This is a genomic window from Arthrobacter sp. 05T420 (genome assembly GCF_056396305.1).
The window spans coordinates 88,951-107,562 of the sequence record NZ_JBFTLG010000014.1; the positions used below are offsets into that span (position 1 = coordinate 88,951).

17 protein-coding genes and 2 riboswitches are annotated in these 18,612 nt (G+C 67.4%); of the genes, 6 read left to right on the plus strand and 11 right to left on the minus strand.

The features are described 5' to 3' along the window. Positions 1 to 34: 34 nt before the first annotated feature. The 8 genes from fdhD to AC1DEM_RS14545 all read right to left on the minus strand — a co-directional run bounded on the left by fdhD (position 35) and on the right by AC1DEM_RS14545 (position 7,725). On the minus strand, positions 35 to 907 hold the full coding sequence (gene fdhD / locus AC1DEM_RS14510) for a formate dehydrogenase accessory sulfurtransferase FdhD (RefSeq protein WP_476885017.1): 873 nt from the start codon (positions 905 to 907) through the stop codon (positions 35 to 37). Positions 908 to 1,040: 133 nt separating this feature from the next. Beyond that, the gene (locus tag AC1DEM_RS14515) at positions 1,041 to 2,624 is read right to left on the minus strand and encodes a molybdopterin molybdotransferase MoeA (RefSeq protein ID WP_476885018.1); all 1,584 of its coding nucleotides are present in this window, start codon (positions 2,622 to 2,624) and stop codon (positions 1,041 to 1,043) included. Then, positions 2,621 to 2,908, minus strand: coding sequence for a DUF6457 domain-containing protein (locus AC1DEM_RS14520; protein WP_476885019.1), 288 nt, complete (start codon positions 2,906 to 2,908; stop codon positions 2,621 to 2,623). Before AC1DEM_RS14520 ends, AC1DEM_RS14515 begins: the two co-directional genes overlap by 4 nt. Positions 2,909 to 2,929: 21 nt before the next feature. Then, positions 2,930 to 3,643 (minus strand): molybdenum cofactor guanylyltransferase, encoded by a 714-nt coding sequence (gene mobA / locus AC1DEM_RS14525; protein WP_476885020.1) that lies wholly within the window; start codon positions 3,641 to 3,643, stop codon positions 2,930 to 2,932. A gap of 115 nt (positions 3,644 to 3,758) precedes the next feature. Beyond that, the gene (locus AC1DEM_RS14530) at positions 3,759 to 4,259 is read right to left on the minus strand and encodes an HNH endonuclease (protein WP_476885021.1); all 501 of its coding nucleotides are present in this window, start codon (positions 4,257 to 4,259) and stop codon (positions 3,759 to 3,761) included. Positions 4,260 to 4,479: 220 nt separating this feature from the next. After that, positions 4,480 to 5,238, minus strand: coding sequence for an NlpC/P60 family protein (locus AC1DEM_RS14535; protein ID WP_476885022.1), 759 nt, complete (start codon positions 5,236 to 5,238; stop codon positions 4,480 to 4,482). Positions 5,239 to 5,533: 295 nt separating this feature from the next. Continuing rightward, a riboswitch (cyclic di-AMP (ydaO/yuaA leader) is annotated at positions 5,534 to 5,703 on the minus strand. 136 nt (positions 5,704 to 5,839) lie between these two features. Further along, on the minus strand, positions 5,840 to 6,661 hold the full coding sequence (locus tag AC1DEM_RS14540; RefSeq protein WP_476885023.1) for a M23 family metallopeptidase: 822 nt from the start codon (positions 6,659 to 6,661) through the stop codon (positions 5,840 to 5,842). A gap of 4 nt (positions 6,662 to 6,665) precedes the next feature. Further along, a riboswitch (cyclic di-AMP (ydaO/yuaA leader) is annotated at positions 6,666 to 6,879 on the minus strand. A gap of 150 nt (positions 6,880 to 7,029) precedes the next feature. Beyond that, a complete protein-coding gene (locus AC1DEM_RS14545; RefSeq protein WP_476885024.1) occupies positions 7,030 to 7,725 on the minus strand; it encodes an iron-dependent transcriptional repressor DtxR in 696 nt (231 codons plus the stop codon). 345 nt (positions 7,726 to 8,070) lie between these two features. Between AC1DEM_RS14545 and serC the strand changes: the two genes are divergently transcribed. Beyond that, on the plus strand, positions 8,071 to 9,198 hold the full coding sequence (serC, locus tag AC1DEM_RS14550) for a phosphoserine transaminase (RefSeq protein WP_476885025.1): 1,128 nt from the start codon (positions 8,071 to 8,073) through the stop codon (positions 9,196 to 9,198). Positions 9,199 to 9,264: 66 nt separating this feature from the next. On the opposite strand, the gene AC1DEM_RS14555 is transcribed toward serC, so the two are convergent. From AC1DEM_RS14555 to AC1DEM_RS14565, 3 genes are read right to left on the minus strand one after another with little or no spacing between them, the layout of a single operon-like run. After that, complete coding sequence (locus tag AC1DEM_RS14555) at positions 9,265 to 10,590, minus strand: MFS transporter (protein ID WP_476885026.1); 1,326 nt, start codon at positions 10,588 to 10,590, stop codon at positions 9,265 to 9,267. A 44-nt stretch (positions 10,591 to 10,634) separates the two neighbouring features. Next, a complete protein-coding gene (locus tag AC1DEM_RS14560; protein WP_476885027.1) occupies positions 10,635 to 11,234 on the minus strand; it encodes a DUF3027 domain-containing protein in 600 nt (199 codons plus the stop codon). 8 nt (positions 11,235 to 11,242) lie between these two features. Then, positions 11,243 to 11,626, minus strand: a complete 384-nt coding sequence (locus AC1DEM_RS14565; RefSeq protein ID WP_018776003.1) for a cold-shock protein — start codon at positions 11,624 to 11,626, stop codon at positions 11,243 to 11,245. 177 nt (positions 11,627 to 11,803) lie between these two features. Between AC1DEM_RS14565 and AC1DEM_RS14570 the strand changes: the two genes are divergently transcribed. The 5 genes from AC1DEM_RS14570 to AC1DEM_RS14590 all read left to right on the plus strand — a co-directional run bounded on the left by AC1DEM_RS14570 (position 11,804) and on the right by AC1DEM_RS14590 (position 18,477). After that, positions 11,804 to 12,037 carry a hypothetical protein gene (locus AC1DEM_RS14570; protein WP_476885028.1) on the plus strand — a complete coding sequence of 78 codons (234 nt, stop codon included), beginning with the start codon at positions 11,804 to 11,806 and terminating at the stop codon, positions 12,035 to 12,037. A gap of 10 nt (positions 12,038 to 12,047) precedes the next feature. Continuing rightward, positions 12,048 to 14,543, plus strand: a complete 2,496-nt coding sequence (locus AC1DEM_RS14575) for a helicase-associated domain-containing protein (RefSeq protein ID WP_476885029.1) — start codon at positions 12,048 to 12,050, stop codon at positions 14,541 to 14,543. Beyond that, the gene (locus tag AC1DEM_RS14580; protein ID WP_476885030.1) at positions 14,540 to 16,186 is read left to right on the plus strand and encodes a DNA repair helicase XPB; all 1,647 of its coding nucleotides are present in this window, start codon (positions 14,540 to 14,542) and stop codon (positions 16,184 to 16,186) included. Before AC1DEM_RS14575 ends, AC1DEM_RS14580 begins: the two co-directional genes overlap by 4 nt. Positions 16,187 to 16,297: 111 nt before the next feature. After that, entirely contained in the window at positions 16,298 to 17,008 is a 711-nt protein-coding gene (locus AC1DEM_RS14585) for a response regulator transcription factor (RefSeq protein WP_229993817.1), read from the plus strand. A gap of 2 nt (positions 17,009 to 17,010) precedes the next feature. After that, positions 17,011 to 18,477: a sensor histidine kinase gene (locus tag AC1DEM_RS14590; protein WP_476885031.1), complete on the plus strand. Its 1,467-nt coding sequence runs from the start codon at positions 17,011 to 17,013 to the stop codon at positions 18,475 to 18,477. Positions 18,478 to 18,612: the final 135 nt, after the last annotated feature.

Below are 18,612 nucleotides of genomic sequence, written 5' to 3' on the forward strand. Positions count from 1 at the left end.
ACGCCGTGGGGAACCTGTTGGCCAAGTGTTGCCGTCAGCCGGCCGCGGGGGCCGGAACCGCGACGCGCTGCTGGCCAGCGTAGACGTTTAGGCTGGTCCGGCGGCTGAAGCCGGCCAGTGTCATACCGCTGGCGTCGGCCAGCTCGACGGCCAGGCTGGAGGGGGCACTGACGGCGGCAAGGACCGGGATTCCGGCGAGGGCCGCCTTTTGGACGAGCTCGAACGATGCCCTGCCGGACACCTGTAGCACGGTGCCCCGGAGCGGCAGCAGGCCTTCGCGGAGCGCCCAGCCCACCACCTTGTCCACCGCGTTGTGCCGTCCGACGTCTTCGCGCAGGCACAGCAGCTCGGCCGAGCCGTCGTCGGAAATCCTGAAGAGTCCGGCGGCGTGCACGCCACCGGTGACGTCAAAGACCTCCTGGGCGGACCTGAGGGTGTCCGGGAGGGCCGCGAGCGTTTCCACCGGAACTGTCAACGGATCCTGTGCCGGGCTGTAGTGCGAGGACTTGCGCACGGCATCGATCGAGTCCGTCCCGCATATCCCGCAGGAACTGGAGGTAAAGACGTTTCGTCCGGTCTCAGGCCGGACGACGTCGGGCCGGAGTTGAGCCTCCACGACGTTGAAGGTTTGAATGCCGTCGGCGTCTTCGCCGGCGCAAAACCTGAGCGAGACCAGCTGTTCGGGGGCCCAGATGATCCCTTCTGAGACGAGGAACCCTGCGACGAGGTCGAAGTCATTGCCCGGCGTCCGCATGGTGACGGAAAAAGACATATTTCCGAGCCGGATTTCCAGCGGTTCCTCGACGGCGAGGACGTCTTCCCGGTGCCGGACCGGGAATTCGAGGGCCTGCGGGGACCCGTCGAGGACGATCTTGTGCACCTTGCGGCGCTGCGTGACACGGCCCATCCGGTGCTCCTATGCAACATGTTGTGCGGTTGTGGTGATTCTTTGGCTGGTTCCATCATTGTAAGTGCCTGATCCTGAAGCCAGCGCAGCGGGCCAGAGCTCCACCAGAGCTCAACCAGAGTTCAACCTGGGCTCAGCCCAGGAGGGCGCTCCAGTCCACCGGCCCGTCGCTGGCCGTGGTCTTCCTGGCGGTCCGCTTCGCCGCCGGCTTCTGCGCGGCGGGCGCGGGCGCAGGGTCAGGCAGCGGCGCACCCCACGGGAGTGCGAAGGCGGGGACCAGTTCCCCCAGCTGCACGCCGTGGGGCTGGACAACCAGCACGCCGTCGGCGGCGGCCAAGCCCCGCATCATGCCCGGGCCGGTGTGCTGCGCCGGCGACGCCATCCCATAGAGCAGCCGGAAGGGCATGAGCCGCGTCCGGCCCGGATCGGCGTCAATCGTCGAGCCGCAGGGCACCTCGCTGAGTGGTGGGATGGGCCCGTGCCCCAAGGCCGCGAGGAGCGGGGCTCCGATCGTGGACAGTGCCATCATGGCCGCTAGCGGGTTTCCCGGTAGGCCGAGAATGTACCGGCCGTCCGGCAGTTCGGCCAGCACGGCGGGGTGGCCCGGGCGCATGGCCACCCCGTCGATCAGCAGGCGTCCGCCGAGCTCGGCGACCGAACGCCGGAGGTGGTCCGTTCCGGAGCGGCCCGTGCCGCCGGTGGTGATGACGACGTCGGCAGGCAGGCTCTCTGCGGCAGGATCTGTATCCTCGAGCGCGGCGAGCCATTCGGCGTAGGTGTCGCCGATTTTCACTTCCTCGGTGCAGATCCCGCCGAGCACTCCCACCACGGCTGCCAGTTGGGGTCCGAAGGTGTCCCGAACCTGACCGGGAGCCGGCATCCCGGACGTCACGACCTCCGAGCCGGTGAGGACGAGCCGCACCACGGCCCTGCCGAGCACCGGAAGGGTGTCGCTTCCGGCCAGCGCGGCGAGAGCCAGATGCGCGGGATTCAGGACGGTGCCACCTCTAATCAGGAGGTCTCCGGCGGCGGCTTCCTCCCCCGCTTTCCTGATGTGGTCCCCGTTCCGAGGGTCGCCGGGTTTCGCGGAGCCGCCCAGTTTCAGGACGGGCAGGCCGTCCTCGTCGGCGTCGATGACGCCGCTTTCGCTGCGCAGCACCGCCTTGGCCCCGGCCGGAATGAGGCCGCCGGTGGCAATCGGGCTTGCCTGATGGGGTGCCAGCCTCTGGATGGGTTCGGCCAGGATCCAGGGACCGCTGCCGTTGACCGCCCAGCCGTCCATGGCAGAGGAGGCGTAATGGGGCATGTCCTGCAGGGCGACGACGTCCGCGGCGAGGGTCCGGCCCAGCGCCTGCCGGAGCGGGACGGGGGCGGCCGGGATGGGAGCGGCACAGTCGAACGCGAGTTGCCGGGCCTCCTGCCACGTGTGGGCCAGGTGCCTGTGCGGCTCCTCTGACTCGTCGTCGTCGACTGTGTCCTGGCCAGTATCCGCCGCGTCCGGGTCCCCTGCATTCTGGTCCGTCGTGTCCTGGCCGGCAGTGTACCCCTCCGCGATGTCTGGATCCGTCTGGATGCCGGGGCCTATGGGGCCGTCTTCGAGGCCGCCTCGGACCCCATCTCTGACTCCATTTCCGCCTGCATCTCCACCGCCATCTCTGACTGCATCACCCCCTGCGGCGGCGAGGGGTCCGCTGCCGTCCGGGGCCGTATCCGTCATGCCCCGGAAGCTTCGGCGGCTGCGTAGTCTTTGGCGAGCCGGCGCGCCACGGCCATCGCGGCCTCCATGGACACCGAATCCGTGGCCTGCCCCGAGCCGGAGGCCAGACCGGCGGCAAAGCCGGCAATGAATGTGGTCAGCGGCGCCGCCGGGCGCACCACGGAGTGGGCGGCCACCCCGGCCAAGGCGAGAACCTCGTTCACGTCAATCTCAACGCCTTCCAGCTCCAGGGCCTGGAGCAGGGCACGGCACCAGTCTTCAAGCGTTTCATCCTGGCTCTTCACCGTTTGCCTCCATGGTCGAGTTCAGCTGCGGAGTTCCAGACCGGGGCCCGGACCGTGGTCTGGAATCCTCCCGGATACCCCCAATGCGGACGCGTCATCCCAGGTGTCAACATCATCTGTGGAACCGGGGGGAACGCGAACTTCCCGCACGTCCAGCCTAGCAAGAAGGGCGAAGACGGACGCGTTTTCCAGGCCGCTCCTGCCCGCGGCGTCCGCGACGCAACGTTGTAGCACGGCCGTGCCATAAAACCCTGCGAGTGGTTGCTTCCGGCCGTCGGTCGAGACGGCCATGACCCCGTCGCTGCCTTCCCGTTCTGGCGCCCGTTCCGGCGCCCGTTCCGGCGCGACTGCGGCAGAGGCGGCCAGCGGTTCGCCCAGTGCTGCGGCCAGGGCGCGGACCGCCTCGGCCGAGCGCGGCATGTCACAGGCAAGAACCAGGGTGAACGGTGACGGTGCGGCTGCTTGGTCCCCGCCGGCCTGGTGGGCGGCCAGCGCGGCCAGGCCCGCGGCGATGGCCGCGGCGGGCCCCGCGAAGGGCGGGTCTTCCCTGCAGGTCAGCACGCCTTCGGGCAGGTCGCCGGGGTCGGGCCCGACGACGACGATGCGTCCCGCAGCGCCCGCGGCGCGCAGTGACCGCTCAAGGAGGGTTGCGCCGTCGTAGATCAGCCCGGATTTGGGCACGCCGCCCAGGCGGGAGGACCGCCCCCCGGCGAGAATGATGGCATCGAATTCCACCGGTTCAGCCTAGCGCGGCGGCCGCTGCCGGCGAATGAGGCGTGGCGGGCCCCTCAGACGTTCAGGCGGCAGTACGGGCAACACAGTTCAGGGAGCTGGGTCAGGGAACAACTGTTCAGGCAGCTGATTCAGGCAGCAGGAACGGATCCCAGGCCGGCGTCGGCTTCTCGAGTTCTTTGATCTGCCAGATGGCGCCCTTGGGTGGGCCCGGAACAAACCCAAGCTTCCAGCCCATCTCCGCTGGCGTGTGGTCGCTCTTGGCGTTGTTGCACCGCAGGCACGCCGCCACCAGGTTCTCCCAGGAATCGGCCCCGCCCCGGGATTTTGGCTGGACGTGGTCGATGGTGTGGGCAGCCTTGCCGCAGTAGGCGCAGCGGTGGGCATCGCGTCGGAGCACACCGCGACGGCTCACCGTTGTCATGGTGTTGTATCTCGGCCGGATGTAGCGGTTGAGCAGGATCACGGACGGGCGGCCCAGAATGTCCTGGGGTCCGACAACGGGGTCGTCCCCTTCGGCCACCACGCTGGCCTTTCCGGTGAGGACAAGGACGAGCGCCCGGCGGAAGGTGATGACCGCCAGGGGTTCATATCCAGCATTCAGAACGAGAGTGCGCATCCGCATACCTCTTCACGGCCGCACCCGCCAGCGGCACGAGGGCCGGCTGCCCTCTGCATGGTCGGGCTATGGATCGATTACACAAGAGTAAACACTCGGGTGCCGGATCACCGAATATTTTTTCGTCGGTGATGTCCTCAGCGCGGAAAGTTCACTGCACGGCAACGCAAAAGACCCCCGCCAACAGGCGGGGGTCTTTCGAAGGTGCTGCGGGTCTTACTTAGCCGCCGACGCGGATGAAGACCGGGCCGGAGCCGACGTTTACGCTGTACAGCGCGGTGGTGCCGCCGTTCCAGCCGCCGTGGACTGCCATGCCGTTGCCGACGTAAACCGCGATGTGAGCCATGCCCACGCCGCCGTTCTGGTAGTAGGCGAGGTCGCCCGGGCGTGCCTCGGCAGCGCTGACGGTGCGGCCGAGGGACAGGTAGCCTGCCGGCCAGCCGTGGTAGTGGATGCCGGCCGCGGCCAGGGCGTTGGTGGCGAGGGCGGTGCAGTCCTGCGCCACGCCGAGCTGTGCGTAGGCAGCGGCAGCGATGGTCGCGCCGGCGCCGCTTCCGATGCCGGCGGGAGCCTGGGCAGCGACGCCGCCGCTGACGCCCAGCGCGGTGCCACCGGCGCGGGTGGCAGTGGAGTCCTGGACCTTCACGACGGGCTTGGGAGCCTCGACGACCGGAGCCGGCGACGTGGTCACAGCGGGCTTCTCGTAGGAGATCGCGATGGTGGACGCGGCCGAGATGGTGGCCGGAGCAGCGGACTGGACTTCCAGGGCCGAAGCGGAGGTGGATTCGCGCTGAACATTGGTCTCAGCAGCGTTGGCTGCGATTCCGCTGGTCAGAACCAGACCGGAGGCTGCGGCGATGACCGCGGCCTGACGGCCCATGCCGCCGGCGTTGTCGCCGACAGCCTTGGCAATAACAGCCAGCGAGTTGGTCTTGGTGACCTCGGCGCGGTGCCGTGCAACGGTTGCACGAGTAGTCATTAAGTTCTCTCTTTCGTGATCCTTGGACCGCGCGCTTTCGGGCACGGTTTGAGGACGCTCCGGCATCTTGGGGGTACGCCGGATCGCCCCGAAATGGGTTACTTAGCGAAGGGTGTACTGCGAAGACGCGCCAAAAGCGGAAACTGCATGCGGTCCGGACTCGGTAGAGATTGAGCCTGCGGAACGTGATCCAATCCGGGCGCCGACAAGGGCGGCACGTGATGTGGATTCCAGCGGGCTCGAAAGAACCTCGCCGGTGCGCATGCGCGCAGAATTGTGGCGTGAAGACACGAAAGTAGCCTCTCCCAATGCCTACGAGGTGAGCTGTCGGATTCGGATGGGAGTCACCCGGCCGCGCTGCTTCCTGGGAAGCTTTGCGACTTAACCCCAAGGCCTTCTTTCGAAGGCCAAAATTGGTTCCCCCGCCCCTGCCAGACGATGTAATGCGAACGGACCTTGAGCGGTGGCAGAGCTAGGCAATCCACTCAAGAGCGCCAACTTCGGAAAAGTTGGCGTGCTTCAAACCCTACAGGAGTCCGGGCCCAATGTCACATTCAGATCACGGCGTGTCACAAGCACTTGAGAGCGGCCCATCGTCTATTTAGAGCCAGCCGAGGGGGTCAACGACTTCGCCGTTGACCATCACTTCAAAGTGGAGGTGGCAGCCCGTGGAGGCGCCGGTGGTCCCGCTCATCGCGATGACGTCACCGCGCGACACCTTCTGGCCGACCTTGACCGAGGCCGAGGACAGGTGGTTGTACGTGGTCTCCAGGCCGTTGCCGTGGTCAATGACCACCCGGTTTCCACCGCCGAAGGGATGCCATCCGTTGAACGTCACAGTGCCGCTGGCAGCCGCATGGACCGCCGTGCCGCACTGGGCAGCGAAATCCTGGCCGCGGTGGAACTCCCCCGCGCCCCCGGTGATCGGGCTGACACGGTAGCCGAAGGGCGAAGCCGTGACCAGATGATCCAGCGGCGCGCCAAGGGTGCCTGCCGAAGCCGCGCGAGTGATACTGCCCACAGACTGGGCGCTGAGCAGCTGCTTTAGCTTCCCATCCGGATCGCCCTTGGTGGTGACGGCGGTCCGGCTGAAGTCGACCTTTGCGGCCGCGGCGGCCGTGACATCGGGCTGCACGGCAGCGGACAGAGCGCCGGATCCGGCGGTGTTGGAGGCCATCACCGGGCTCGTGACGGGGACCGTCACCGTAAGAACCAGACCGGTTGCGGCCAGGGCAATACCGGCCTTCTGGCCGACCCCGCTGGCCGAGGCAAACTCCGTTACCTGGCGGAACGGACTGCGCCGGCGACGCCGTTCATCGCGGTGCGCGTCGCGCGGGCGTTCGGCCATATGCTCGACGACGGGACGCGGCTCCGGAGCGGGACCGGTCGCGCGGCGACGGCCCCTGGCGGTCTGGGTGGTCAAGAACGGTTCCTCTCTGGAGAGCCTGCGAAGTTAGCTGTCGGATTCGGGTCAGAGAGATCAAAGACCCGGTCCGCCGTTGCAAGCAGCCAGGCACAGGGGCATCCCAGGGGATCCTTCGGTGGAAGCTGCTTGCCGCTGACGGACTTCACCCCAAGGCTGCTGAAGTAGCAGCCGAAAGTGGTTCCCCCGCCCCTGCCAGGAGATGGTTCCGCGACTGATCCGCTGGCAGGGCTCGGCTTCGGATCAGGTAACGCTTTGGTATCGGTACTGGCCACTAACTATAGGCGATTAAGCCGCCCGGTAATAAATCCGTAATCGCAATTGTGCAGAACTCATGGGTCGTCCCATGACCGACGAGTTATTGCTGGTCAGGCCACAGTTACGAAGACGTGCGCGGCAACCTCGGGCGGCAGCTCCAGTGCGCCCTCGATATCGGGGACGCGGACCGAGATGTACTCCCCCACCCGCTCCAGCGAGAGAAGGGCACCGGGGCGGATTCCACCCTCGTCGAGCTGGGTAAGAAGCTCCGGCTCCACCTGGATCGGTTCCGCGAGCCGGTTGACCGTGATCCGCGAACCAGCACCGTAGCCGGCCATGGCCTCCAGCAGGTTCACGGCCCTATCCGTGGGAGCACCATTGGGCACACCACCAAGATCCGCAAGCCCCGGAATGGGGTTTCCGTAGGGCGAAACGGTCGGGTGGTCGAGCATCTCGAAGATTCTGCGCTCGACGCGTTCGCTCATGACATGCTCCCAGCGGCACGCTTCCTCATGGACGTAGGCCCAGTCGAGTCCGATCACGTCCGCGAGCAGGCGCTCCGCAAGGCGGTGCTTGCGCATGACGCCGATTGCGCGTTTCCGCCCTGTTTCGGTCAGTTCAAGATGCCGGTCGCCCGAAACAACCACAAGCCCGTCACGTTCCATGCGGCCGATGGTCTGGGAAACAGTGGGGCCGGAGTGGCGAAGCCGTTCTGCGATGCGGGCGCGGAGGGCAACGATGTTTTCTTCTTCAAGTTCCAGAATGGTCCGAAGATACATCTCCGTGGTATCGATCAGATCCGTCATTCAGCTCAGCTCCTCGAGCGCAGTCCTAGCGTCATTCCCACCGTACCGCGTGCGGGCTGCATGCAGGATGCGCCCTGGCGAGAACCGCGTACGTTCGCATGCCAGCCTAGCCTATTTTGAATTACTCCGGATAATATTTCGTTCGGACCGGGGCTGCCCTCCCGGTGCCGCAGTCCGGCCGTTTCCGGGCGTCTCAATGACAGGACTATGACAGGGCTATTTCCGAATCGCAGTGGGCTGTCAGGCAGAATAAAACAGGAAGAATGAAAAGGGGTGTCCGTTGTAGCCATCCCTGCCAGGCCACCTCTCAGCCACGCCACGAACCAGCCGAATATTGGAGCCACTGTGAGCAACACCAGCATCACGATCCCCGCCAACCTCCTGCCCAAGGACGGACGGTTCGGCGCCGGTCCGTCCAAGGTCCGACCGGAACAGCTGGACGCCCTCGCCGCATCGGCGAAGCTGCTGGGGACTTCGCACCGCCAGGCACCGGTAAAGAACCTGGTCGGCTCGGTACGCAGCGGCCTCAGCGAATTCTTCCGCGCGCCCGAAGGGTACGAAGTGGTGCTCGGCGTGGGCGGATCCACCGCGTTCTGGGACATTGCCAGCTTCGGACTCGTGGAGAACAGGGCGCAGCACCTGTCCTTTGGTGAGTTCGGCTCAAAATTTGCCTCCGCCACCAACAAGGCGCCATTCCTCGCAGAGTCCTCCATCATCAAGGCCGAACCCGGCACCCGCCCCTCCCCCCGGGCGGAGGCCGGCGTCGACGTCTATGCGTGGCCGCAGAACGAAACCTCAACCGGCGTGGCGGCCCCCGTCCAGCGCGTGGCGGGCGCTGACGAGGGCTCGCTGGTGCTGGTCGACGCGACATCGGCCGCGGGAGGGCTGGACGTGGACGTGGCGGAGTCCGATGTGTACTACTTTGCGCCGCAGAAGAACTTCGCGTCCGACGGCGGCCTGTGGCTTGGCCTATTCTCCCCCGCGGCGCTTGAGCGGGCGGCCCGGATCAAGGCAGGCAGCCGCTGGATCCCCGACTTCCTGGACCTCCAGACGGCGATCGACAACTCCCGGCTGAACCAGACCTACAACACCCCGGCGCTGGCCACCCTGGTGACCCTGGATGCCCAGGTGCAGTGGCTCAACGCCAACGGCGGCCTGGACTTCGCAGCCGGCCGCACCGCGGATTCCGCCGGCCGCATCTACCGCTGGGCCGAGGCGTCCGGCTACGCCACGCCGTTCGTGGCCAAGGCCGAGGACCGGTCCAACGTGATCGCCACGATCGACTTCGACGAATCGATCGATGCCTCGGCCATCGCCAAGGTGCTGCGCGCAAACGGCGTCGTCGACACCGAGCCGTACCGCAAGCTGGGCCGCAACCAACTGCGCATCGCCACCTTTGTGGCGATCGAGCCGGACGATGTCTCGGCGCTGCTCGAGTGCATCGATTTCGTCGTGGCGGAACTGAAGAAGTAGCCTCCGCGTCCGGCGGCGTCCTCACGGCCTATCAAAACGTAGGCTGTGGCGGCGCCGCCGTCGTTTTCAGGCACGTCCGGCCGGCGGCCCACCCTGCGGCCCGGCCTGCCGGGAACCCGGGCTGGCGGCGCCGGTCCCGCTTTCGACGCGAAGGTACCGCAGCCCGTGTGCTCGGCGGTTGAAGTGGATCCGCAGGTGCTTGGCCCGGATGATCCACACCAGCCCGATCAGGGCCGCCAGCAGACCGGATCCCGCCGCAACCGCCATGGACCAGCGGGGGCCGGCGGTGTTTGCCACCCAGCCGACCAGCGGCGCCCCAATGGGGGTTCCGCCCATGAATATTGCCATATAGAGCGCCATCACCCGGCCCCGCATCGCGGGGTCCGTGGTGGTCTGGACGTACGCGTTGGCGCTCGTCATCATGGTGATCGCGAACAGCCCCACGGGCACCAGTGCGACGCCGTACCAGAAGTAGTTTGGGGCCATTGCGGCGATGCCCGAGGTCACGCCGAAAGCCCCCGCCGCCCCGAAGATGAACCGCATCCGTGGCTTGCCGCGGCCGGCGGACAACAGCGCGCCGGCGACCGAACCGATGGCCATGATGGAATTCATCAGGCCGAAGGCCCCGGCGTCGAGGCCGAATTCCGTACCCACCATGGCCGCGATAAACAGGGCGAAATTCAGCCCCAGGGTTCCCACGATGAAGATCGCCACGAGCACCACGATGAGGTCCGGGCGGAACCGGACGTAGCGCAGGCCCTCCCGGATCCTGCCCTTGCCCGCCCGTGCCCGAGGCAGCTGCCGCAGCGACGCGGCAGGGATTTTCGCCAGGCTCAGCAACATGGCGACGAAGGTCAGCGTGTTGATGAGGAAGACCCAGCCGGGCCCCACGACGGCAGTGAGCACGCCGGCGACTGCCGGGCCGATCATCCGGGCGACGTTAAAGGAAGCGCTGTTCAGTGCCACGGCGTTGGGGAGGTAGTCGTCCCGGACCAGTTCCGAAACGAAGGTCTGCCGCACGGGAGCGTCCAGGGCGGAGACCACCCCGAGCATGAGGGCGAAAGCGTAGACGTGCCAGAGTTGGGCGGCGCCCGAGACCACCAGGACGCCCAGTCCGGCGCTCAGCAGCGCCATGGCAGATTGGGTCAGCACCAGGAGCCGCTTACGGTTGAAGCGATCGGCGAGAAGTCCGGCTACGGGCGCCAGGAAGAGCTGCGGACCCAGCTGCAGTGCCATGGTGATCCCCACCGCGCCGGCATCGTGCGCCGTCAGGTGGGCGAACACCAGCCAGTCCTGGGCAGTGCGCTGCATCCAGGTGCCGATGTTGGAGATGAGCGCACCGAGGAACCAGATGCGATAGTTCAGGATGTGCAGGGACTTGAACGTGGACATCAGCCCCAGCCCTCCCCAGACACGCTCCTAGACGCTGTCAACCGCTAGTCGGCCTCGTCCGCGGAGCGTTCCCGCTCGTCGTCGTCGGTTTCCGCGCCTTCGGTCTCGTCGTCGTCGGGCTCGTCGGTCACCGCATCGTTCTGCGGGTCGGCGCCGGTGTCGGATGCCTGCGACGGCGTTTCTGAGCCGGACGCCTCGTCGGCGGCCTCGTCATCTTGCGCGTCTTCCGGGCGGACCCGCTCAGCCCACGGAATCCAGGCCGGCGCCAGGATGGAGTCTTCGGACGGCAGGAGGCCGAGTTCGTCCACCGTGACCACCTTGGACCGCGAGTTGCGGGTCAGCACGGCGTACCACTGCCAGCCCAGATACCCGGGCAGCCTGGATTCGAAGAGGTGGGTCACCAGGCGGTCGCCTTCGCTGCGGGCACCGAGGTGCTCGCCGACCTGCTCTGCGGGGGCAATGCCTTCCACCGCAGTGCGGGCGACGTCGACGGCGGCGGCCAGGAAGGCGTCAGGCTTGCCGGTGCGCCAGACGGGCACGCCGGCGCGGGGGCGGTTTCCCTGCTTTGAGCCGGTTCCCTTGGAATCGGCGGGCAGGGCGGATCCGGCATCCGACGCCGGCAACTGATCAGGTTCCTGAGTCATCAAGAGCCTTATACATCCAGCTCGTCGGCAACCTTGCGGAGGGCCGCTGCGATCGCCTTGCCCTTGTTGCCTTCCGGGTACTTGCCCGCGGACAAGGTTCCGGACAGGTTGTCCAGCACGCTGACGAGGTCCTGCACCAGCGGGGCAAGGTCCCTGGCACTGGGCCGCTTTGCCTTGGCGATGGACGGCGTCTTGTCCAGCACGCGCAGGCCGAGCGCCTGGGCGCCCTTGCGGCCGTCGGCTACACCAAATTCAACGCGCGTTCCGGCCTTGAGTTCCGTGATGCCCTCGGGCAGCGCGGACTTGGGCAGGAAGACTTCCTGGCCGTCCTCGCCCGCGAGGAATCCGAAGCCTTTTTCCTTGTCATACCACTTGACCTTGCCGGTAGGCACGTAATCAACCTTCTTCGTTCTGCGGGGACACGGCCGGCGGTCACCGCATCCGCATGGATACGCGGGTTCAGGGTATGACTGCCCGGACCGTGTTGGTCTGTATCTCCAAGGTTATCCTGCCTGGTTCAATATAGCGGCTTGAGGCGCGGGCGATGCTGGACTGTTAGCGTTGCCCACATGACACTCATGCGATCCCGGCGGCCTCTGATGATCATCGCGGCCACGCTTGCTGTGCTGTCCCTCGCTGCCGTCGGCGCTGTCATGGCCATGGCGTCGAACAATGTCGTGGCGCCTGCCTGGATTACCTCGGCTGCCCTCTACGGGCTCCCGGTGGCATTCCTGCTCATGCTGGCCCTCGTTGTGGACGCGGTGGCAGCACGGCGCCGCCCGCGCAGGCCCGGCGAAAGGTAACGTTGGAGCGATGTCCCTCATCCGCGCGCTGAGCAAGGAACTTCAGGCACGAAGCGACGAATCGTTGCGGGCCCTGTTTTCCGCGCGGCCGGACCTGATTTCTCCCGGCGTCCCGGACTTCGCCGCCCTCGCAGCCCGCGCCAGCGGACGAGTCAGCGTCCAGCGGGCGCTCGAGCGGCTCAACCGCCCGCAGATGCAGGTCCTGGAAACCCTGCACCTGTGCACCAACTCCGATACCGGGCACAGCGCCTCCGCGGCGATGCTGAAGAAACTGATTTGCGGCTCCTCCGCTGCCGCCATCGACCGCCTGCTCCATTCCCTGCAGGAACTGGCCCTGGTCCACCGCGCCGACCCGCCGCACGGTGCCGCTCCCGCCGCCGCCAGGCAGCGCCACTACCTTCCGGTGGGCAGCCTCAAGGATGTGATCGGCATCTACCCTGCGGGGCTGGGGCGCAGCTACACCGAACTCGTGCGGCTCCAGCCGGCATTTGCGCAGCGCGTGGTGCAGCTGGTGGGGGAACTGCACCGCGGCGGGGCGTCCATCTCCCCCGCTACGACGCCGATGGAGGCGGCCCTGTCCCTGCAGCACTGGACGGCAACACCGGAATCGCTGCAGCAAATCCTGACCACCGCGCCGGATCGGACGGGCGCCTTGCTGGCCAGGTTCGGAAACTGGGCCATGGGCGCCGTTCCGCAGGCACAGCGCCGGGCGTCCGTGCTCCACGAAAGCTCCGACGTCGGCCCTGTGGACTGGCTGCTGGCCCGGGGGCTGCTGGTGCCGCTGGACGCCGCGCACGTCGAACTTCCCCATAGCGTCGGAGTCTCGCTGCGCGGCGGGTTCGTCGTCGAGAGTTTTTCCCTGGCGCCGCCTCTCCCCCACCTTGGCCACACGAGCGCAGGGCTGCGCCGGAACGCCGCGTTGGGAGCTATTGCCGAGACTCTGCGGCTGGTGGGCGAAGTGCTCTATGCCGTGCGCGAACAGCCCCTGGCGACGCTGCGCAGCGGGGGCGTCGGGGTCCGGGAGATGAAGCGGCTGGCAGACTCGCTCCGGATCGACGTGCACGAGGCCGGCCTTCTGGCGGAGTTCTGCGCCATGGGCGGCCTGCTGCGGCTGGACGTCGACAGTTCTGCATGGGTGCAGCCGCCGCAGCTGGAGTGGCTGGCGTTGCCGCGGCAGGAACAATGGCTGTGGCTGGTCAATGCCTGGCTGGCCAGCGAGCGCGCGCCCTCCCTCGTGGGCCAGCCCGTGAATGCTGCTGTCCAGGGCATGGCAGGCCACCGGGGCGCGGCCGGGACCACCATCAATGCGCTCTCTGCCGAGGCGCAGCGGCCTGACGCGCCGGTGGTCCGCAAACGGGTCCTGGAAATCCTGCATGAACTTACCCTCGAAGCCGCGGCACCCGACGGGCAGGCCCCGGTCCTCAATGCCGCCGCTGTGCTGGAGCGGGCCGAGTGGACGCAGCCCCGGATGGCCCGGCGTTTCAGCTCGCTGATCCGCGGCATCCTCACAGAAGCCGAGATGCTGGGCCTGATCGGTTCCGGCGCCCTCAGCCAGCTGGGGGCCGCGATCGCCGCCGAACAGCCGGATGAGGCGTTGGGGATCCTGGGTGAGCACTTGCCGGCAGCGCTGCAGCACGTGTTGCTACAGGCGGATCTGACGGCGGTGGCGCCGGGCTACCTCGACCCCGAACTGAGCGAACGGCTCCTGACTATGGCCACGGCCGAGGGGCAGGGACCGGCCACCATCTACCGTTTCTCCGTCCCCTCCGTCCGCCGGGCCCTCGACGCCGGCCAGGATGCCGCGGCGATCCTGGGCTTCCTGCGCCAGCATTCGGCCACCGCCGTCCCGCAGCCACTCCAGTACCTCATCGAAGACACCGCCGCGCGGCACTCCCGGCTCCGCGTGGGGGCGGCGGCCAGTTTTATCCAATGCGAGGACGAGACTGCCCTGCTCGAACTGCTCAATGCCCCGGCCGCCGCCGGCCTCGGGCTGGTGCGTATCGCGCCCACCGTGGTGGTCTCACACGCCGCACCCCGGGAAACCGCCCAGATCCTCAGGGGCCTGGGCCTCGCCCCCGTCCTGGAGGAAGCAGTATCCGCCGTCGTCGGGCTGCGCCGCAGCACCTCGGGCGCCGGCAGCGGCCGGCCGGTCTACACGGCCCCGCGGACCGCTCCGCCGGAGGCCGACATCGACGCCCAACTGGCCGTGTTGCGCGGTGACGGGTCCCGGGCGCGTGGTCCCGGGGCTCACTCGCCGGCGGCTGCCCCCGGCAGCGAGGAAGCGACGCAGCTGGGACTGGAAACGCTCCTGAAGGCGATCCGCCTCAGGCAGCGGGTGGTCATGAATGTCGTGGACAGCATGGGGAATGCCAGCCGCGAGACGGTTGTTCCGGTAGCTGTGAACGGCGGGCGGGTGCGGGTGTTCGATCCGGAGAAGGAGATCGAGCGGGTCCTGTCCATCCACCGGATTATCGACGTAGAAGCTACAGAGGAATTGTTTCAGTGAATGACGGGCCCCTGATCGTCCAGAGTGACAAGACCATCCTGCTGGAGGTCGACCACGAACTCGCAACCGAGGCCCGGCACGCCATCGCGGCCTTCGCCGAGCTGGAACGTGCGCCGGAGCATGTACACAGCTACCGGTTGACGCCGCTGGGGCTGTGGAACGCCCGGGCGGCGGGGCTGGACGCCGAAAAGGTGCTGGACACCCTGCTCACGTACTCCCGGTTCCCGGTGCCGCATTCCCTGCTGATCGACGTCGAAGAAACCATGTCCCGGTACGGCCGGCTCCGGCTGGAAAAGGACCCGCAGCACGGCCTGGTCATGCGCACGTCCGACTACCCGGTGCTGGAAGAAGTCAGCCGCGCCAAGAAGATCGCCCCGTTGCTCGGGCCGCGGATCGACGGCGAGACGGTGGTGGTGCATTCTTCCCAGCGCGGCCAGCTCAAGCAGCTGCTGCTCAAGATTGGCTGGCCGGCTGAAGACCTGGCCGGCTACGTGGACGGCACGCCGCACCCCATCATGCTCAACGAATCGGGCTGGAAGCTGCGGCCCTACCAGCAACTGGCAGCGGAGAACTTCTGGGCCGGCGGCAGCGGCGTCGTCGTCCTGCCCTGCGGCGCCGGCAAGACGCTGGTCGGGGCTGCCGCCATGGCGACTAGCTCCACCACCACGCTGATCCTGGTGACCAACACCGTCGCCGCGCGGCAGTGGAAGGACGAACTCATCAAGCGCACGTCGCTGACCGAGGAGGAGATCGGCGAGTACTCCGGCTCCGTCAAGGAAGTCCGTCCAGTCACGATCGCCACCTACCAGGTCCTGACCACGAAGCGCGGCGGCCTGTACCCGCACCTGGAGCTCGTGGACGGCAACGACTGGGGCCTGATCATCTACGACGAGGTCCACCTGCTGCCGGCGCCTATCTTCCGGATGACGGCGGACCTGCAGGCCCGGCGCCGGCTCGGGCTCACCGCCACGTTGGTGCGGGAGGACGGGCGGGAGGGCGAGGTCTTCAGCCTGATCGGCCCGAAGCGCTACGACGCGCCGTGGAAGGACATCGAGAACCAGGGCTATATCGCCCCCGCCGATTGCGTGGAGGTCCGGGTGGACCTGCCCCGCGACGAACGGGTGGCCTATGCCATGGCAGAGGACGCCGACAAATACCGCCTGTGCGCCACCTCCGAGACCAAGACCCGGGTGGTGGAAGAACTTGTCGCCGAACACGCCGGCGAGCAGCTCCTGGTGATCGGGCAGTACATCGACCAGCTCGACGAGATCGGCGAGCGCCTCAACGCGCCGGTCATCAAGGGCGACACGTCGGTCAAGGAACGCCAGCGGCTCTTCGATGCCTTCCGCGCCGGCGAGGTGCAGACCCTGGTGGTGTCCAAGGTGGCCAACTTCTCCATTGACCTGCCCGAGGCGTCGGTGGCGATCCAGGTCTCCGGTTCGTTCGGTTCCCGCCAGGAGGAGGCCCAGCGCCTAGGCCGGCTGCTGCGTCCGAAGAAAGACGGCCGATCCGCGCGGTTCTACTCGCTGGTGGCCCGCGACACCCTCGATCAGGACTTCGCCGCGAAGCGGCAGCGTTTCCTCGCCGAGCAGGGCTATGCCTACAGGATCATGGACGCCAAGGACGTCGGCACCGCCGGCTAGTCAGAAGGCCCGGGCCCCGGGTGGCGCCTGGGCGTGCCGCAACAGGCACGACCCATGCAACACCCATCCGCCGTTCAGAAAACTCCCAGAGTCTGGGAGCATCATGGGAACATGAAAAAGAACGGACCCGAAGCCAAGCTGCTCGTCGTCGATGATGAACCGAACATCCGCGAGCTGCTATCAACGTCCCTGCGCTTCGCCGGTTTTGAAGTTGTCTCGGCTGGCAGCGGGCGCGAGGCCCTTGCCGCCGCGGAGCTGCACGCCCCCGATCTGGCAGTTCTTGACGTCATGCTGCCGGACATGGACGGCTTCACCGTCACCCGCCGCCTGCGCGCCGCCGGCAAACACTTCCCGGTCCTGTTCCTCACAGCCAAGGACGACACCGAGGACAAGGTCACGGGCCTGACCGTGGGCGGGGACGATTACGTCACCAAACCCTTCAGCCTCGACGAGGTGGTGGCCCGCATCCGCGCGGTGCTCCGGCGCACGCAGCCCCAGGTCGACGACGACGCCGTGATCCGGGTCGATGACCTCCAGCTCGACGACGACGCCCACGAGGTCCGCCGCGGCGGCACCGTGATCGAGCTGTCCCCCACCGAGTTCAAGCTCCTGCGCTACCTCATGCTCAACCCGAACCGGGTCCTGTCCAAGGCCCAGATCCTCGACCATGTGTGGGAGTACGACTTCAACGGCGATGCCTCGATCGTGGAGTCCTACATCTCCTACCTGCGCCGCAAGGTGGATATCGATCCCGATGCCCCGGCACTAATCCAAACCAAGCGCGGCGTCGGCTACGTTCTGCGGACCGCCGAGAAGCGCTGACCTTGCTGCACCGCTGGAAATCGGCCTCGCTGCGGTCGCAGCTCGTGGCCATCATGATGGCGCTGATGCTGGTGGCCCTCACGGCCACTGGGGCGGGCACGCTGACGCTGCTCCACAGCTTCCTGCAGGGACAGGTGGATGACAAACTCCGGGCCGCCGTCGACTCCGTGCGGCTGGAGAAGTCCTTCACCCAGCTGCAGGAGGCCAGCTCCACCATTCCCACCGACTACTCACTGATGCTCCTCAGCCCGGGCCTCCCAGCAATCCCGTTTGGCGGCGACAAGGACTCCCACCCCGCCATCAGCACTTTTTCCGCGGTCGAGGCCCGGGAACGCCAGCAGATACCCTTCCAGGTCCGCGGGACCGAGGGCGGCAACTGGAGGGTGGTAGCCCTGAGCGTCGTGGACAACAACCAGCGCAGCGCGGTGGTGGTCATCGGGCTGCCCCTGGATCCCGTCGATTCCGTCATGGAACATGCGGCCCTGGTGGTGGTGGGGGTGGGTCTGCTGACGCTTGTGCTGGCTTTCTTCATCGCCACGTGGACCGTCTCGCGCTCTTTCCGGCCGCTGGCCCGGGTGGAGAAGACGGCCGCCGCGATCGCCGCCGGAGACCTCTCCAGACGCGTGGAAATCGAAAACCCCAACACCGAGGTGGGGAGGCTGGGCAGTTCGCTCAATGCCATGCTCGCGCACATTGAGACAGCGTTCGCCGCGCGGATGGCGTCCGAGGAACGGATGCGTCGCTTCGCCGCCGACGCTTCGCACGAGCTGCGCACCCCGCTGGTGACCATTCGCGGGTTCTCCGAGCTGTACCGGCACGGGGCGCTGTCCACCCCGGAGGACGTGGCCACGGCGATGGGGCGGATCGAAAGCGAAGCCAAGCGCATGGGGGCCATGGTGGAAGACCTGCTCCTTCTGGCCAGGATCGATGAGCAGCGCCCGCTGCAGCAGAAACCCGCAGATCTGCTGCTGCTGGCCAACGACGCCGTGGTGGACACCCAGGCGAGCGACCGCAGCCGCACCATCACCCTCACCGGGCTCGACGGCGCGGCCCCCGCCCCCGCCCCGGTACTGGGGGACGAAGCCAAGCTGCGCCAGGTGGTCAGCAACCTGGTCGGCAATGCCCTGCGGTACACGCCGGAAGGCACGCCGATCGAAATTGGCGTCGGGACCCGGACTGCACCGGACGGAGCACGGCAGTCCGTGATCGAGGTACGAGACCACGGACCGGGTGTCCCGGAGGACGAGGCGGCCCGCATTTTTGAGCGCTTCTACCGGGCGGACACGTCCCGGACCAGGGAGACCGGCGGCAGCGGACTTGGCCTGGCGATCGTGGCCGCCATCGTCGGCTCGCATTCCGGGTCCGTGCAGGTCGGGGAGACTGACGGGGGCGGTGCCACACTGGTGGTCAGCATCCCGTTCCTGGACGAAGACGCCACGGAACTGTCCGCAGCAGGTTTGTCCACATAGGGGCCGGCGGCGGTGTCCGGCCGGTGCACTGCCCGCATACGCTCGAGGTGTCCGGAAATTCCGGACGAGGCAGCCGCTCCCCCACACGCCTTCACTGCAGACTCACATCACAGACCCCACTGCTGACGTTCACCG

Coding starts and splice junctions, on each gene's coding strand:
- AC1DEM_RS14535 (WP_476885022.1), bottom strand. CDS start 5,238: ATGACTACTCGTGCAACCGTTGCACGGCACCGCGCCGAGGTCACCAAG.
- fdhD (WP_476885017.1), bottom strand. CDS start 907: ATGGGCCGTGTCACGCAGCGCCGCAAGGTGCACAAGATCGTCCTCGAC.
- AC1DEM_RS14560 (WP_476885027.1), bottom strand. CDS start 11,234: ATGACTCAGGAACCTGATCAGTTGCCGGCGTCGGATGCCGGATCCGCC.
- AC1DEM_RS14545 (WP_476885024.1), bottom strand. CDS start 7,725: ATGACGGATCTGATCGATACCACGGAGATGTATCTTCGGACCATTCTG.
- AC1DEM_RS14530 (WP_476885021.1), bottom strand. CDS start 4,259: ATGCGCACTCTCGTTCTGAATGCTGGATATGAACCCCTGGCGGTCATC.
- AC1DEM_RS14585 (WP_229993817.1), top strand. CDS start 16,298: ATGAAAAAGAACGGACCCGAAGCCAAGCTGCTCGTCGTCGATGATGAA.
- AC1DEM_RS14570 (WP_476885028.1), top strand. CDS start 11,804: ATGACACTCATGCGATCCCGGCGGCCTCTGATGATCATCGCGGCCACG.
- AC1DEM_RS14515 (WP_476885018.1), bottom strand. CDS start 2,624: ATGACGGATACGGCCCCGGACGGCAGCGGACCCCTCGCCGCCGCAGGG.
- AC1DEM_RS14555 (WP_476885026.1), bottom strand. CDS start 10,590: ATGTCCACGTTCAAGTCCCTGCACATCCTGAACTATCGCATCTGGTTC.
- AC1DEM_RS14575 (WP_476885029.1), top strand. CDS start 12,048: ATGTCCCTCATCCGCGCGCTGAGCAAGGAACTTCAGGCACGAAGCGAC.